The organism is Hirschia baltica ATCC 49814 (assembly GCF_000023785.1).
Classification (GTDB): domain Bacteria; phylum Pseudomonadota; class Alphaproteobacteria; order Caulobacterales; family Hyphomonadaceae; genus Hirschia; species Hirschia baltica.
This window is the reverse complement of sequence record NC_012982.1, coordinates 596,749-613,685: the sequence shown is the minus strand read 5'-3', so window position 1 is coordinate 613,685 and position 16,937 is coordinate 596,749. Positions and strand designations below refer to the sequence as shown.

Genomic DNA, 16,937 nt, shown 5'->3' with positions numbered 1-16,937 from the left:
ATGGAAACTAGGTGTAATTATTGAGGAAGATACCAACGTCCATTTTTATAAACGACGTCTTCACCATTAACTTTCAAATCACCTGATCCACGGATTCCACCAGTAAGTTCTCCAGTCAGCGAACGAACATCCACATCACCTGACCCATTGATCATCACATTAAGATCAACAACCTCACCATCAATTAGGATATCTCCAGAACCGGCGACATTGACATCGGCACTTTCAAATTTTCCATCAGCAATTTCCACATCACCTGATCCGCGAACTTCAATGATCGCTTTTTTATTGGCACTTTTGGCAGACACATCACCTGAACCTTTTATGGACGCATAAAATTCTCCTGAGACGTTGCCGATAACAACATCACCAGATCCTTTAATGTCTGTCATCGCCTTGCCGGCAACAGAACCAACATTCACATCGCCGGAGCCTTTAATATCGACGGACATCTCCCCAACATTGCCGACACTTATGTCTCCGCTGCCACGGATATCACCGACGAAATTGTTCGAAACGTTTTTCAGGAAGGCATCCCCACAGCCTTGAATAACTATTTTCGTGGCAAGGATATCATCTACTTTTACATATCCACTGTTGAGCGCGAGATCGAGACTTGCGCTGGAAGGCATAGAAATTTCTAGACGTGGATAATCCTCTAAGGGACGTAATTTATCTCCCTTCAGCTTCAGCCGATACTTTCCATCATTAGATTTACATTGATTGATTTTAACATCATCGTCACCGACAATATGAATACCCTCAGCACTGACTGTCATTTGCGGGATATCAATTTTGCCTGATTTCACCAAAGCACCTTCCGTCAGCTTTGCGTCAAATTTCATATCCTTGCCGGTCTTTACGATTAGAATACCAGTAAAGTCTTCAACCTGAACTAAACCCGCTGACTGATGGGATTCAATACCCGACATTTCCGGTGCTTCCGCGCCTGCAGAACATGCTGCAACAAAAGCAAGACACGCTGTTGAGAAAAAAAGAGGTGCAATTTTGCGAGACATGACGCATTCTCCGACAATATAAGATTTAGTGTACCAATCCTATATTTATCGTTTTTCGATAAATGTCAACGCATGGTGGGTGATTCTTGTCGAATCTAACGATCAATCTCTTGGCCAATAGTCTCACTTTTCAACAAGTTTAGCACTTCTCCTTTGACGGGTGTGATCCCTCTGCTATAGCAAAACGCAAATTATGCCAGTTGGAGAGATTACCCATCTCTCCATATAGATAGATAGAAGGATAAAAGCATGGCCGTGATTAAGGTAGATAACCCAATCGTTGAGATGGATGGTGATGAGATGACTCGCATCATCTGGGCGATGATCAAAGAACGTCTTATCCTTCCCTACCTCGACATTGACCTTAAATATTTCGACCTGTCCGTTGAAAAACGTGACGAGACAGACGACCAGATCACTATTGATGCTGCTGAAGCGACAAAAAAATATGGTGTTGCGGTTAAATGTGCGACAATCACTCCAGATGAAGGCCGTGTTGAAGAATTTGGCCTAAAGCAAATGTGGCGCTCTCCAAACGGAACTATCCGTAACATTCTTGGTGGTGTTGTGTTCCGTGAGCCTATCGTAATTTCAAACGTACCGCGTTTGGTTCCTGGCTGGACAAAACCTGTTGTTATCGGTCGTCACGCTTTTGGTGACCAATACCGCGCAACTGACTTCCTAGTCCCTGGTAAAGGTAAACTGACTATGAAGTGGGAAGCTTCCGATGGTAGCGAAACAATCGAAAAAGAAATCTACGACTTCCCTGAAGCCGGTATCGCAATGGGTATGTACAACCTTGACGATTCAATCCGTGACTTCGCGCGCGCCTCTATGAACTATGGTCTACAACGCAAATGGCCTGTTTACTTGTCCACTAAAAACACAATCATGAAAAAATATGATGGTCGTTTTAAAGACATTTTCCAAGAAGTATTCGACAACGAATTTGCTGACAAATTCGCAGAATTTGGTGGCACATATGAGCACCGCTTGATTGATGACATGGTTGCTGCAGCCATGAAATGGTCTGGTGGATATGTTTGGGCATGTAAAAACTATGATGGTGACGTTCAGTCAGACACAGTTGCTCAAGGGTATGGTTCACTTGGTCTGATGACATCTGTTTTGATGACTCCAGATGGTAACACTGTTGAAGCTGAAGCTGCTCACGGGACAGTGACACGTCACTACCGTGCTCACCAGCGCGGCGAAGCAACATCAACTAACTCAATCGCTTCTATCTTTGCGTGGACACGTGGTCTTGGCCACCGTGGACGTATGGATGGCAACCAAGCTGTTATGGACTTTGCTCAACTTCTAGAAGACACAGTTATCTCAACTGTTGAATCTGGTCACATGACAAAAGACTTGGCGCTACTTGTTGGTGCTGACCAGTCATGGCTGACAACTGAAGGCTTTATCGACAAAGTCGCAACGAACTTCCAAGACGCAATGGCAAAAGCAAAGTAAGCTTTTAGATCCTTAAATATATAGAAACGGCGGCTCTGCTTGGGGCCGCCGTTTTTTATGTCCAAATAGAATAGAACAATTTCAAAATAATATTTTGGCTTACCACCTACAAAACCAATAGCTTGCACCTTTGATCGCTTTTGGTATGACAAGATCAAAGCATGTGAAGAAAAGGTCTCCCCAATGCCAGATTGTATCGTTGAATACTCTTCCAGACTAACAACAAAAATTTCTGCTGAAAAAATCGTACAAGCGGCTCATCAAGGCGCGATCAATTCAGAGATTTTTGACAGCTCAAAACTTAAGACACGCGCCGCTCCAATCGCGCATCAAATTTTACGTGATGATCGAGACGTTATTCACGTCACCATTCGTTTTATGCCGGGGCGCACTGATGAACAAAAGAAACATTTGTCAGATTCCATCGTCACCGAGCTTTGCAATTTGGGACTAACCAATGTTGCCGTCAGCGCCGATGTTTATGATCTAGGACCAGGTTACGCAATAAAGCTTCTCTAAGCTCCATTCCTCTCAATTTATAAATGCACATCCCCATTAAAATAATGGGGATGTACGTTCAAATATATATTTACTGTTTAGTGCTTTTCTAATGTTAACACGGTGACAGAGCGTGCTGGTAAAGTTAAATCCACATCTCCACCTTTCGCTTTCAACTTTAAACTCTTTGGCTGAATAGCGTCTGGCTCCTCAAAACTATTATGCGCATCAAGTTCAGCTCCATATAATTGTTGCCCTGTAATAGTCACATCCCCGACAACTGGAATTTCAATATCATGCGATGTGCTCGGGTCTGCATTCACTAATGCAATAACTATATCTCCATTTTCATTGTGCGCCGCAGATACAGAAAGCGCGTCAAATGCAATGCCTTCTTTCTCATATATAGGGCTATTCATTGAAACGGCATACGATTCCGCTCCCTGAAAAGGACGATACATTTTGTAAACATAATATGTAGGTGTCAGCACCATCTCAGGACCGTCGGTCAAAATCATGGCCTGCAAAACATTGACCATCTGAGCAATATTCGTCATTGCAATTCGGTCTGCATGATCATGGAATAAATTCAGATTGAGGGCCGCAACCACACCATCACGAATGGTGTTTTGCTGGTGAAGTGAAGGGTCTCCATCTTCAGTATTAACCCACATGCCCCACTCATCGACATACAATCCAAAATCGCCATCGACTTGACTAGCATCCAGCACCTTCAAAAAGTCGGAAACCGCTGCTTCCATTTTCAGAGTATTCTTAATGGTTGACGCCCATTCCAACTCCGAAAATCCCAATGCTGCGCCCTTATCGTCCCAATCATCCGTTGGTAAGGTGTAATAATGCAATGAAATTCCTTCTGAGAGATCCGACATATTCGGATGCGTCAAAATTTCGGCTGAATAGTCGATATTATCCTGATGCGACCCAGAGATAATACGCGTTGGCTGCTCACCACCTGTTTTCAAGATAGTCGCCCATTGCGCATATTGATCAGCATATGCAGTAGCTCGCATATGACCACCACACCCCCAAGTCTCATTCCCAATTGATAAATAATCAATCGTCCACGGCTTGTCCCGTCCATTTGTCCGGCGCAGATTAGCTAAATCTGACTCGCCATCAAACGTTATATATTCCAACCAGTCAGAGGCTTCATTCACTGTACCCGATGCAAGATTTACATTGAGATATGTTTTAGCACCTAGTTTTTCAGCGAAATTAAAAAATTCGTGCGTCCCAAAACCATTGGGTTCAGCTGTCCCGCCCCAAGCCATATTGACGCGCTTTTTACGTTCGCTCTGCGCACCTATTCCGTCTTTCCAGTGATAAAGGTCTGCATAACACCCGCCCGGCCAGCGAATAACGGGAATATCCAACACAGATAAGGCCTCAAACACATCATTGCGAATACCATCCGTATTTGGAATATCGCTCTCATGGCCCACCCATATTCCGTCATAAACCTGTGTGCCAACATGTTCGAGAAACTGCCCATAAATTTCAGGCTGAATCGTGCCGATTGGTTTGTCCGTGTGAATGTCAATTTTTGTTTGAGCTGCCGCAACTGGCAAAGAGACAGCCATTATTGCTGAAAACAACATAGATTTCATGTCCAATTTCCTCTCCCATTTTGTTTATTATTCTTTTGAATAACATCTTCCAATCCAAAATGATATCGTTAACATTATATCAAACCAACAACTTTTAAGTCTTCTATTTCACATTACTGGCAAGCAGATGATGTGTTGATCTTCTTCTCTCACAATGGCACAGCTTGCAGTCTCTTTTTTAAACGGGCTGTATAAGAATGTCAGAATCAAACCGCGTTGCAATTATTGGTGCTGGCCCAGCCGGTTTAATGGCAGCTGAAATACTGACGGACAAAGGCATTGGCGTTGATATCTATGACGCTATGCCAAGTGTGGGCCGTAAATTCCTTATGGCAGGCAAAAGCGGGCTCAACATCACCCATTCAGAACCCACAGATATTTTTCTCAATCGCTATGGAGATAACCAGCGATTGATTGAAATGGTCTCTCAATTTGGTTCTCAAGATATTATAAAGTGGATGGCTGATTTAGGGATAGAAGCACACACAGGCTCCACGGGACGCATTTTCCCTGTCATGATGAAGTCATCTCCTTTGCTACGCGCATGGCTCATGCGTTTGGGCGAACGCGGCGCTGTCCTGCACACAAAACACCGCTGGCAAGGCTGGAATGATTTAGGTGGACTAATATTCGACACCCCAGAAGGCATACGCACTTCCAGCCCAACAGCCACCATCTTCGCCATGGGCGGCGGCAGCTGGAAACGCTTAGGGTCTGATGGTAAATGGGCCGACATTTTCAACAAACAATCGCTTGAAACCATACCATTTGAACCATCCAATAGCGGCTTTCTCATCAACTGGTCTGATAAAATCAAACAAGATTTTGCTGGTGCACCGGTCAAATCAATTCGTGTCGGCCTTGGCCAAGACCTAATATCAGGTGAGTTTGTCGTCACCGAAAAAGGCGTGGAGAGCGGAGCCATCTACACGCTCTCGGCCAAAATACGGGAACAAATAAAAGCCTATGGATCTGCTAAGCTGATTATAGATCTCTTACCCCACATGTCAGAGCAGGATATCCTAAATAAACTTTCTCGCCCACGCGGAAAACAATCGCTCTCTAATTACCTTCGCAAGACCGTAAAATTATCCGGTGTCAAACTCGCGCTCCTATATGAGGAAATAGACAAAGCCGTCTTGCAAGACATGGAAAAATTAGCTTGGCGGATCAAATCCCTTCCACTCACCATCACTGGAACAGCGAATTTGGATGAAGCTATTTCGACAACTGGCGGAGTAGATTGGGAGGCACTGGATGAAAACCTCATGCTCAAAGATTACCCCGGTAATTATTGTGCCGGGGAAATGATTGATTGGGATGCTCCGACCGGCGGCTATCTCATAACTGCTTGTTTAGCGACAGGCAGAATAGCGGGACTAGGTGCTGCGGCACGTATACTTGAGCAATAGCGCATCCAAACTGCACAGAAATAGTCAGATGCTTGCTAGGCGAATTTATGACTAATTCCACAACAAGCCGCCTCTTTTTTATACGACATATAGATTCTATCTAAATAATTTTGTGCAATATACTTATACAAATACTTATTTAAGTCGGCACGAGATTAACTCTCTTTTTACTTGAATGAAATGATACTGAATCAATAATTTACAATTTGCTCAATAACCCAAAAATTCTTTTCAAATCATATAATAAACCTGCAATCCACAGCGTCAAAAAAGCGAAATATTAATAAAAACGCATTATCTGTTCAGCATTGCCCAAACAAGAATAGTGGATATTTCCATGAAAATGATGAATAAAAGTGAGTATCAAATAGCAGCAACGATAGCTGTAATGTTGATATTCAGTATTATTTGCTATGTATATTATTCCACCCAAACAAATCGGACTTTGGGCAGTGAGCGCTTTCACAACTCACTTGTTTCATCAAGTCTCTCGATAGAAGCAAAAGTAACCGTTTTGCACAAAATCGAAAAAGAGTTTCTTTTATCCAGAGAATTGCATTTGCAATCGGTTTTTGATGAAACTATTCAGGCTATCTATACGGAACTTGACTCCAAATGGGCCGACAATATCGTCCACAATTCAGCCCCTTTATTAAAGCAATTGCACGTCTATCACGCTGCTGTTGAGCAACAATTCAAGCTACACGAATCCATAGGGCTAGATCAAGATTCTGGCTTGGAAGGCAAACTAAGGAATTCTGCCCATAAAGCAGAAGATCTATTAATTGCCCTAAAGGATGACACGCTCCTCTCCCATCTGATGTACTTACGCCGGCATGAAAAAGACTACATGCTGAGAGGAGATGATATTTATGTCGAAAAATTTTATGATCGTATACAAAAAATGCGTTCAATCTTGGCACAGCGAAACTGGTCAAAGGATCAAAAATCAGAACTTACCCAACATCTAGATGGTTATGAAGACAACTTCCAAAAATGGTTAGTTGATCGACTAAATGTTCAAACAGTTATAAAAAATACAGACAATGCATTCGCTCTTACTGAGCTCTACACGAAACAATTGATCCGCCAAGCAGCTGAAGGCACAAAAGCAGCGGCCGAAAGCAATGACAATCATCGCAACGTAACTAGCAAAATACTGATGTTGCTGGGTGGAATTTGTATTATCGCAACGATACTGCTCGTAAGCATGATAATGCGGCATAAAAAATTGGCCGTTAAGGTCGAAAAATTGGCGAAAGTTGACCCGCTAACCTCACTTCCCAATCGACGCCATTTCTTTCAAAAACTCAATGCAGACGTAGAAAGTGAAGACAGCTTGAGTATTGGCCTGATAGATTTGGACGGCTTCAAATCTATCAATGATATATATGGGCATGCAGCCGGTGATCAATTGCTAGAGGCAGCCTCAGCGCGTTTGACCGATCAGTTACAAGCAGATGTATTTCTAGCCAGATTGGGCGGCGACGAATTTGGAATTATCCTAAACACACCACAAACTGAAGAAAAATTGTTCAAACTGGGTGAACGCATCTGTATGCTGCTTAAACAGCCATTCACTCTAAACTTTGGAACAGTTAGCATTGGTGGAACAATTGGTTTTGCTCAATTCCCCGAATTCGCCAAAACAACTGAAACTTTGTTTGAATATGCAGATTATGCACTTTACCATTCGAAATTTCACTCGAAAGGACACCCAGTTCTATTCTCCAAGGAACATGAAAGCACCATTCTGGGCCAAAGAAAAATGGAACAATGTCTAATCGATGCAAACTTAGAAGAAGAACTTCAAGTTCATTACCAACCGATTGTAGATACACACAGTGGCCGCACTGTTGGAATGGAAGCCTTAGCACGTTGGAATAATCCACAATTGGGTTTTGTGTCTCCTGCTCAATTTATTCCGGCCGCAGAAAATCTAGGTATAATCAGTAAATTGACAACGATTTTGATGGAAAAGGCCCTCAAAGTCGCCTCGTCTTGGACGACAGACACATATCTATCATTCAACCTGTCTGCATCCGACCTCGCATCTCCTGAAACACCTCTAAAACTCATGGCGATTATCATGAGAAGTGGCTTCTCACCTAAACGCCTTGTTTTTGAAATTACAGAAACCACAATGATGGTGAATTTTGAACGTGCAAATGAAGTCTTGCGTCCGTTCAGAGACCTTGGTGTTGAAATTGCCCTCGATGATTTTGGAACAGGCTATTCAAGTTTGGGCTATATCCAAAAAATGCCAATCGACCGCCTCAAAATTGACCGTGCATTTGTTTCCGATCTTGAAGCCAAGAAAATTTCCCGAGATATTATGGGGACAATCGTAGATTTATGTTCTCATTTGGAAATTAAATGCATCGTCGAAGGTGTAGAAACACATAAACAACTTGAATTGGTTCAGCTCCTAGGATGCCATTTGATTCAAGGATATTATTATTCAAAACCTCTGCCTACTGATGAGGCCAATGAATTTCTAAAGCAGAACACAAATGCATCTATGAATGATTGGCAATTGGTTTCCTAGCTAGACACAAGTGAAACACTCCATTTTCAAACCTCATCCTTTTTATTATCCGATGAAGTTACATGATCAGCCATTTGGATCGTTGCACGGGTTGCATACTTAGAATGCTGTTCGATTTTTACAATTGCACCTAAAGCACTTAAATAGAGGTTATCCCTCTCAATAAAACCTGTCGTCAGAATCGAATTTTTACGAATCTCATCATGACTATAGGCATACCCCAGCACAGTAAAAATACTTTGTAATAGATCTGTATAGCAATTAGCTGCCTCATCTGGATTTTCTAACTGACCGTCAGCGTCCTTTTTATTAACCTCGGCAACATAGGCCGAGTGTTTTTTTAGTACATTTGGTGATTTTGAAAATTCGATAGGCACCATATTTATAGCTGTAGAATGATTTATATCCCCAGCTAAATATCGAGCTCCAACCAACATTCTCAAAACGATGAGTTGTTGATCTCGCTGCTTAATACTGCGCGCATGCCAAAGAGATATGCCCACTGCCGCTACAGGTCCAACAATAGTCGCTATCATTATCGCAATCGTTTGACTCATCCTTTTTCCCCAACGTAAATTTTTTAAAAGCCTACTTAGATTAAACTCAAAAGACCAGTTTGAATTTACCAATATTGTGTGGCCGTTACGGAACTTAACAAAAAGTCTTGCTATCTGCGTGGGCGGCGCTACACCCCTTCCCATGCTACAAATATCTGATCTCACATTCGCCATTCAGGGCCGCCCCTTGTTTGAAAATGCCAACGCGCAAATTGCTAGCGGCTGGAAAGTCGGCCTTGTTGGTCGCAATGGAACAGGCAAGTCCACCCTGCTACGCATTATTCGTGAAGAGATCGCCAAACCATCTGCCGATAGTCCGATCAAACTAAACCAAGGTGCACGCTTGGGCTGGGTGGCGCAGGAAGTCGCTGCAACAGATCAAACCATTCTTGAAGTCGTTCTTGAATGTGATGAAGAGCGTCACGCACTCATGATTGAATCAGAAACAGCAACTGACCCCGACCGTATTGGTGAAATCCATATGCGTCTGGCAGATATTGACGCCTGGACAGCTGAAGCTCGTGCTGCTGAGGTATTGATGGGACTAGGTTTCACCAATGATGACCTATCCCGCGCCACCAGAGAATTCTCCGGTGGATGGCGCATGCGTGCCGCTATTGCCGGCGTACTATTTTCGGAGCCAGACTTATTGCTCCTAGATGAGCCAACCAACTATCTTGACCTTGAAGGTGCAGCATGGCTGGAAGGCTATATCCGCAAATATAAACACACTGTGCTAATCGTTAGCCATGACAGAGATTTGCTAAACCGCTGTGTCTCACACACAATCGCACTAGAACACCAGAAACTCTCACTTTGCGTGGGAGGATATGATGCATGGATGAAGAAACGTGCTGAACAAGTTGAACAATTAACAGCACAAAAAGCCAAACAAGATAAGAATAAAGCACACCTACAATCATTCGTAGATCGCTTCAAAGCCAAAGCCTCCAAAGCACGCCAAGCACAATCTCGCGTCAAAATGCTAGAGAAAATGCAAGATGTGACTATCCCAATAGAAGAACGCTGTGCACCGTTTAATTTCCCCGGCCCAAAGGATGAATTATCGCCGCCGCTTCTTGAGCTGCGCGATGCAGATCTTGGCTATGGAATGGATGCGAAAATTTTATCTGATGTCACATTGCGTATGGATCCAGACGACCGCATCGCGATTGTCGGCACCAATGGTCAAGGTAAAACAACGCTCGTAAAATCCATCGCCAAACTTCTGCCTTTAATGGCAGGTGAAGTCATTGGCGCAAAAGCCATTACAATCGGGTATTTCTCGCAGGACCAGATGGATGAACTACATCCCGGCGAAACAGTATTAGAGCATGTCCGCTTAGCCCTGCCTACGGGTACGCCAGTCCCTCGCCAACGCGCTGTTGCTGCCGCTATGGGCTTCCCACATGAAAAAGTTGAAACCAAAGTCGAAAAACTTTCAGGGGGTGAAAAAGTGCGCCTCCTGCTTGGCCTGACAGCGATGGAAGCACCGCACATCCTGATACTAGATGAGCCGACATCCCACCTTGATATCGACAGCCGCGAAGCGCTGATTTACGGATTAAACGACTATCCTGGAGCCGTGCTCCTCATCACCCACGATGTCTACCTCGCAGAAGCCACAGCCGATAGTTTATGGCTGGTCAAAGATGGCTCTGCAAAGCCATATGATGGCGACATAAATGACTATCGAAAACTTGTTATGCAAGCAGACCGAGCACCTGCTGCACACAATGCTGACAAGGGTGATAAGAAGTCCAAAAAATCAAAAAAGCAAACAGGGACTGACGCCTCAGCAGTCCCAGAACCAACAAAAACGTCCGATGTTAAAACGCCTTCTAAACCTGTGCTTTCCAAAGCAGAACGCGACGAACAAAAACGCCGCGCCTCCGAAGCGCGAAAAAAAGCTGCGCCCCTCAAACGCCAAGCTGAGCAAGCGGAAAAAGCGTTGGAGACAGCGAACAAAAAGATAGCCGAGATTGATACGGAGCTAGCTGGCCCACCACCAAGCTCAGACCGCATGGTTGAGCTAATGAAAGAGCGCGCTGCGCAAGAAAACAAAGCCGAACAATCTGAAATGGACTGGCTAGAAGCACTCGATGCATATGAAGCCGCCGTCGCTGAAGCGAGTTAGACATGACCGAATTTTCGACAGGTGAACTTAAGAAACTAAAAAAAGCCTCTAGCCTGTTATTACAGGCTGAAGATAGATTGCCGGTCCTAAGCTCAATTAGCTGGGATGCATCTGTTTCCAAGCAGTTTTTTGCCGATAAATGTAAAGCCCTGCCCAAACCTGTTTATAAAAAAATCGATCCGGCCCCCTCCTTCGAATTAGTCGAGCAAGCGCGTTCACTGATTGAAGGTTCCAGCCCCGTGCATGACTGGCTCCTGCGCCTGTGCGAAGTCTTTGGCCAAACAGCCTCCATGATGGCGAGCGTGGGCACAAAAGACTTCTACACGCATTCTCGCGCATTATATGGTGGACCAAAATCTCCCATTGGTGACAAAAAGAAAGCTATTCTACAATTTGCGCAGCGACTGGATGAAGTCTTTTCCGAATTTGACCTGACATCGAGTTATTTTGAGCCAGCTGAAACGCTAAATGCTCAGACGCTCAAAGAACGCATGGACGCGGAACTTCCTCTTTATTTTGGTGATCGCGCGCCCAAAATCATCGTCACACCTGATGTATCCGCCAAAGCAGCTGCTGGACGCGATTATATTAAAATACGCGAAAATGCACACTTTTCGGATCTGGATGTCATCCAACTCATTCAACATGAAGCGCTGGTGCACATAGCCACCAATTTTAATGGTTTATCGCAAACGAACTTTCCAATTCTTGGAGAAAGCCATCCGGGTAATGCAAGAACACAAGAAGGTCTTGCTGTGTTTGCTGAATTTATTTCCGGCGCGCTTGATCCGCCTCGCATGCGCCGCCTCGCAAACCGCGTTATTGCAATTGATATGGCCGAAAACGGTGCGGATTTTATCCAGATTTTCAATTTTTTCAAAGAAAAAATGCCTCATCAATCAGACTTTGAGGCATTTGAAAATGCGCGCCGTATCGTGCGTGGCGGCCTTCTTGAAGGCGGTGCCCCCTTCACGAAAGATGCAATCTATTTAGGCGGCTTGTTGGATGTTCACAATTACCTTCGTACAGCTGTAAAATCTGGTGATATCGCAGATATGCGCCGGCTTTTCGTCGGCAAATTTGATCTAATAGACCTTGAAGCCATCAAATTATTGCGTGATCAAAACCTATTGAGCGAACCCGAATTTGTGCCGCCATGGATCAGCGATATGCGCCACCTTGTATCCTATTTGGCCTATTCAACATTCCTCAATGAAATCAATCTGGACGATGTCGCCAGTCAGTATGATAATCTATTTGAAACCGAGTAGACAAACTATCGCCATAAATAGGCGCTAGCTAAACCAGAGAAACAAACCCAAACAGAGGAGAGCAAAATGTCGAACGATAAATCATCCATTCGCAGGAAAATCTCTTCTAATTTATGGGTTATTTCATCATGGGCAATTCCTATGCAGGCGCGTCAAACCGCCTAAACCTTTTCTATAAAATTTCGCACCTTCACCTCGTTTGCTTCCATTATGGTGGCAATCATGCGTGAAGATATGTTCAAAGTCATCGTCACCCGGCCACGCTGGGGGCATCGTCATGCACCGCGTTCTAAAATGCGCTATGATAAATGCCCCGATCGTCAGCATGTGACCGGTCGCCGAATGATGCAGGAAGCAGGTCACGCCAAGCACCTCAACGAAAACCTCGCACCCTTAAAGCGCTTTCTACACAAACAGAAAGGCCGCAAATGGGATGATGTTTTCAGTGAGATTTGCCAGCATTTAGACACAGGTAGCACTGTAAAAATGCATGTGCGCGAGCATTTGCAGGATTTCATCTACTACAACACAAAGTCTAAACCTGATGGTTCAATTTTCGGTACATCAAGATGGGGTGGCTATAGCCAACCAACAGATTGGTACGCTGAATTATATGTTGATCCTAAGGATGGTATCATCAAAGAAACACGTAAGCTTTGTAAAAAGCTGAATGTCCCTTTCTCGCGTGATAGATTCAAATATTACTGGCAATCAGATGCGCCACCAGAAGGCATAAAACACCTTCAAGGCCTCATCTGGCATGTGCGTATATCTGGCATTTGGTATGAAATTGAATTGTCAAAACCTCCACTCAATGAGCGTGGTTTTGCAATTGATATCTCCACTTTATATGCAAACCTGAAAAGCAAAAACAAACAGACGGAAGATGGCATTAAAATCCGCCGTAAGCATCAATTCTCAAAAAAGGAGCTAAAAGCACTTAATCTTTCAAACTCCCACTAAGCTGACAAAAAGAAAAGCACTGCCCCTTTTCAGGAGCAGTGCTTTTTATCTCATAATGAGAACTAACTTTATCAGTTCCCTTAGAATCCATACACAAGTGACAAACGAGTCGCAGTGTCTGTTTCTTCAAATCCTGCAGGAGGGTTTGTGTCATGACGCACTTCATAAGAAGCACGGCCAGATAGTGCATCACTAAATTTAGATGTCACAGCCAAAATGTTTGAAATCTGTGTCGATTCCTCAGCGTACATCACACTTGTTGAGTTAGACAAAGTCACACTGTCATTAAAAGCGTGGGAGAATTCAGATCCTGCAAACACTGAAAATGATGTCAGTGTGTCAGCTGGAATCGTTGCTTCGCCTTCTACAATAATAGGCTTAACTTCATCATACTTCACACCTGGACCACCGCGTACAGTCCACTTTGTCTGCTCGCCTGTTAGCACGTGATACCCAAGACCAGCACCAAGGAAAGAGCGAGAGTCAAAGCCTGTAAATTCATCGCGTTCGTGAGTGATTTTACCAAATCCGAACAACCGGTCATTGATCTCACGGTCAACATTCAGACCACCATAAATACGGTTTTTTGATTCAACGCCGTCAATTTCCCCATAGTCCACGGCTGCTTCACCACCAAAAACCCATGGGCCTGATGTTTTAGCTAGTTTCAAACCAAGCCCAATATCACGTGTATCTGTGTTACCTGAAGTTTGACCGGCACTTAACGCACCCTCACCTGTCCAACCAGATTTTGTTTCCTCTGCAAACGCAGTCGAACTGACACTAGCAAGCAAAGCTACTGAAACTAAATAATTTTTCATAATCTACATTCCTGTTAAACGCCTCTATAGGAAGGCGGCGCAGACTACTATCACTCGCTTTTGAACAGTAAAGTAACAAATCATTCATCTGCCGCTCATCATTGCAGCAATCGCTGATTTCTCGCTATTTACGGCGAGTTTAGACGTTTCGAAACTGCACGAAGGTTCAAGATGCAGCAAAAATAACACACAAAATCCAGATGCTTTTCGTAAACAAGACACCATCTATTGAAAGGAATGAGTTGCAAATTGACGCCTAATCAGTGTTGAACAGTCAGAATGGATGCATAATCGGATAGGATAGCAAAATGGTAAAACTCCTTTTTCTCGCGGGCAGTAAACGCAAAGAGTCTTTAAACAAAAAACTAGCTCTACACGCGAGCAAACTCGCTGCAGATATGAATGTCGAAGCCACTTTCATCGATCTTGCAGATTTTGACATGCCAATCTTATGCGAGGATCTGGAAGCAGAACATGGCATGCCGGAAAATGCTCAAAAACTAAAACAGCTATTCAATGATCATGATGGCTTTTTCATCGCTTCACCTGAATACAATAGTTCTTTCTCTGCCCTACTTAAAAACTCACTTGATTGGGTCACACGCCCCAGCCCTGAAGCTGAACCTAAATGGGTGCCGTTCAAGGGGAAAGTTGCTGCTATCTCTGGCGTATCTCCGGGCGGTCTTGGAGCCTTAAGAGGCCTCGTGCCGCTGCGCATGTATCTGGGTAATATCGGCGTGCATGTTGTGCCAACCCAAGCGGCTATCTCAAATGGCTTTACAGCATTCAACGAAGAAGGCGCATTGGCGCATGAGCCGCAAATTGCCATGTTTAACGCAGTTCTCCATGACCTCATCAATACAACGCGTAAAATGAACGCATAAAGCATCTCAATCAGACAGATTGTCCCACAGCTTATTCGTCGCGTGGGACGATCTGGTTTCTCTTGATATATTGCATCCCGACGGATGGAGACTTGCAATTGACCCGCATACAACGCACCGCAAATGAACGCCGCGCTCAGATAAAAGCTGATGCCGCTGCAATGGGAATCGACGAAGAATATATATCAACACTGGTCGATACATTTTATGATCGTGTTCGCGTCCACCCCGAACTTGGACCTGTTTTCAATAATAAAATTGGTGACAATTGGGATGCACATCTGGATACGCTAAAACGCTTCTGGTCTTCTGTTGCCCTCAATGCAGGCACATATCATGGTCGTCCTGTTCCAGCACATATGGAAGTTACGCAGGCAAAAGAGGAACAATTTGCCATCTGGCTGTCCCTATTTCGCCAAACGCTAGAAGATACTGCAGCCACACCTGAAGCCGTAGAATACTTCTATGAACGCGCCAACCGCATCGCCAATAGCCTGAAACTGGCCATGTTCGGCATTAAGGGAATTCCAGGGCCAATGTCTGGCAATTAAACCCGCGTGACGCTAGCTGCAAAACATCCGGGCTTTGCATAATGCATGTGTAGATAATCCACTTGAGGAATTGAAAACATCTGCGCGATAGATTTCTCCAACTCTGTTCCCACAACAACATCTGCATTGACCATCATATGATTGACCGAAAATGCACGTACGGACATTAATCGCCCTCTCATTAATTGTGGGACTTCACCAATATCTGGTTTTGCCTGCTCAACACCTTGACGCACATATATAGCATGGCTGGACGCATAGGGGGAATTTACAGGTAAATGTGCATGCTGGACAAGAATAACCTCTTCTCCTTGTACCGCATCTTCCAAACTAACCCGGCAAGGCGCGCCAGGATAAGATGTCGCTTTACGGCGAACCGCTTTATGCGCCATCAAATCTTCATCAGACAGTGAAAAAAGATGTTTAAAAGGCTCTGGTGAAAGTGCATGAAATTGGAATGACATTGAAATACCTCGCTATTTTATCGCTCTTTCATAAAAATAGCTTAGCGTTTCAATTTCTGCTCGCCGATTTCGGACTTGGAATTTTCCTAAGCCACCTCAAAAGTCACATCACTCCAGCGCTGTAATTCTTCGATTAAAGCCTCCGCTTCTCCATGCTCACTGGTTGGTTTTGTCACCACCACACGCTCGAGGACAATACCCTTATTAGACATCACTTCTAGGGCGCTAAGTGTATGACTAATTGATCCTAAATAATTGGCTGTGACCAAGATTGCGGGCATTGCAAGGTCATAAATAAGATCAAGATGCAATTTGTTATCCGTCACCGGAGACATTATTCCGCCTGCCCCCTCAACGATGATAGGAGACCCTTCTGCCAGCAAAACACGCGAATTCACAAAAGCCAAAATGTCATCATAATCAAGAGCTTGGTTAGCTTCTCGCGCTGCTTGATTTGGCGCAACTGGTTTTTCATAGCGGCGCATACAGATACGATTTACATTTTCAGGGGTAATCTTTTCCCCCATTGCAGCCAGCAATTGCCCAGCATCAGATTGAGCAAGGTCGCTTTCTCCAAATCCGCTCATCAACGGTTTGACAGCATGCGGATTAAGACCTTGCTCCCGCCATTCGTTTAGCATTTTAGATGCAACAAATGTCTTGCCAATATCCGTGCCGGTGGCCGTGATAAATACGCTACTCATTTTGGTG

General features: G+C 44.2%; 15 protein-coding genes. 9 read left to right on the top strand and 6 right to left on the bottom strand.

Translation table 11 applies throughout. The features are described from left to right. Positions 1-17: 17 nt before the first annotated feature. Positions 18-1,019: a GIN domain-containing protein gene (locus HBAL_RS02885; protein ID WP_015826428.1), complete on the bottom strand. Its 1,002-nt coding sequence runs from the start codon at positions 1,017-1,019 to the stop codon at positions 18-20. A 249-nt stretch (positions 1,020-1,268) separates the two neighbouring features. On the opposite strand from HBAL_RS02885, the gene HBAL_RS02880 reads away from it, so the two are divergent. Then, complete coding sequence (locus tag HBAL_RS02880) at positions 1,269-2,492, top strand: NADP-dependent isocitrate dehydrogenase (RefSeq protein WP_015826427.1); 1,224 nt, start codon at positions 1,269-1,271, stop codon at positions 2,490-2,492. A 183-nt stretch (positions 2,493-2,675) separates the two neighbouring features. Then, on the top strand, positions 2,676-3,011 hold the full coding sequence (locus HBAL_RS02875) for a 5-carboxymethyl-2-hydroxymuconate Delta-isomerase (protein WP_015826426.1): 336 nt from the start codon (positions 2,676-2,678) through the stop codon (positions 3,009-3,011). 77 nt (positions 3,012-3,088) lie between these two features. Here the strand turns inward: HBAL_RS02875 and HBAL_RS02870 are convergent, their stop codons facing one another. Continuing rightward, positions 3,089-4,618, bottom strand: a complete 1,530-nt coding sequence (locus tag HBAL_RS02870; RefSeq protein ID WP_015826425.1) for an alpha-N-arabinofuranosidase — start codon at positions 4,616-4,618, stop codon at positions 3,089-3,091. Between the two features lie 197 nt (positions 4,619-4,815). Between HBAL_RS02870 and HBAL_RS02865 the strand changes: the two genes are divergently transcribed. Together HBAL_RS02865 and HBAL_RS16240 are read left to right on the top strand one after the other, a co-directional pair. Continuing rightward, positions 4,816-6,030, top strand: a complete 1,215-nt coding sequence (locus HBAL_RS02865) for a TIGR03862 family flavoprotein (RefSeq protein WP_015826424.1) — start codon at positions 4,816-4,818, stop codon at positions 6,028-6,030. Positions 6,031-6,367: 337 nt separating this feature from the next. After that, positions 6,368-8,578 (top strand): putative bifunctional diguanylate cyclase/phosphodiesterase, encoded by a 2,211-nt coding sequence (locus HBAL_RS16240; protein WP_015826423.1) that lies wholly within the window; start codon positions 6,368-6,370, stop codon positions 8,576-8,578. Between the two features lie 26 nt (positions 8,579-8,604). Here HBAL_RS16240 and HBAL_RS02855 read toward each other — a convergent pair whose 3' ends face one another. Continuing rightward, positions 8,605-9,135, bottom strand: coding sequence for a DUF6680 family protein (locus tag HBAL_RS02855; protein ID WP_015826422.1), 531 nt, complete (start codon positions 9,133-9,135; stop codon positions 8,605-8,607). Between the two features lie 142 nt (positions 9,136-9,277). Between HBAL_RS02855 and HBAL_RS02850 the strand changes: the two genes are divergently transcribed. The 3 genes from HBAL_RS02850 (at position 9,278) to HBAL_RS02840 (ending at position 13,506) form a co-directional block, all read left to right on the top strand. Continuing rightward, positions 9,278-11,272 carry an ABC-F family ATP-binding cassette domain-containing protein gene (locus HBAL_RS02850; RefSeq protein ID WP_015826421.1) on the top strand — a complete coding sequence of 665 codons (1,995 nt, stop codon included), beginning with the start codon at positions 9,278-9,280 and terminating at the stop codon, positions 11,270-11,272. Positions 11,273-11,274: 2 nt separating this feature from the next. Then, a complete protein-coding gene (locus HBAL_RS02845; RefSeq protein WP_015826420.1) occupies positions 11,275-12,543 on the top strand; it encodes a flavohemoglobin expression-modulating QEGLA motif protein in 1,269 nt (422 codons plus the stop codon). Positions 12,544-12,765: 222 nt separating this feature from the next. Then, on the top strand, positions 12,766-13,506 hold the full coding sequence (locus tag HBAL_RS02840) for a hypothetical protein (protein WP_015826419.1): 741 nt from the start codon (positions 12,766-12,768) through the stop codon (positions 13,504-13,506). Positions 13,507-13,586: 80 nt separating this feature from the next. Here HBAL_RS02840 and HBAL_RS02835 read toward each other — a convergent pair whose 3' ends face one another. Then, positions 13,587-14,327: a DUF481 domain-containing protein gene (locus HBAL_RS02835; RefSeq protein ID WP_015826418.1), complete on the bottom strand. Its 741-nt coding sequence runs from the start codon at positions 14,325-14,327 to the stop codon at positions 13,587-13,589. 308 nt (positions 14,328-14,635) lie between these two features. On the opposite strand from HBAL_RS02835, the gene HBAL_RS02830 reads away from it, so the two are divergent. Next, the gene (locus HBAL_RS02830; protein WP_015826417.1) at positions 14,636-15,211 is read left to right on the top strand and encodes an NADPH-dependent FMN reductase; all 576 of its coding nucleotides are present in this window, start codon (positions 14,636-14,638) and stop codon (positions 15,209-15,211) included. A gap of 98 nt (positions 15,212-15,309) precedes the next feature. Further along, positions 15,310-15,762, top strand: coding sequence for a group III truncated hemoglobin (locus HBAL_RS02825; RefSeq protein WP_015826416.1), 453 nt, complete (start codon positions 15,310-15,312; stop codon positions 15,760-15,762). On the opposite strand, the gene HBAL_RS02820 is transcribed toward HBAL_RS02825, so the two are convergent. Together HBAL_RS02820 and bioD are read right to left on the bottom strand one after the other, a co-directional pair. Continuing rightward, a complete protein-coding gene (locus HBAL_RS02820) occupies positions 15,759-16,226 on the bottom strand; it encodes a DUF1203 domain-containing protein (RefSeq protein ID WP_015826415.1) in 468 nt (155 codons plus the stop codon). The two genes, HBAL_RS02825 and HBAL_RS02820, sit on opposite strands and share 4 nt — an antisense overlap. Positions 16,227-16,312: 86 nt before the next feature. Further along, positions 16,313-16,930, bottom strand: coding sequence for a dethiobiotin synthase (bioD, locus tag HBAL_RS02815; protein ID WP_015826414.1), 618 nt, complete (start codon positions 16,928-16,930; stop codon positions 16,313-16,315). Positions 16,931-16,937: the final 7 nt, after the last annotated feature.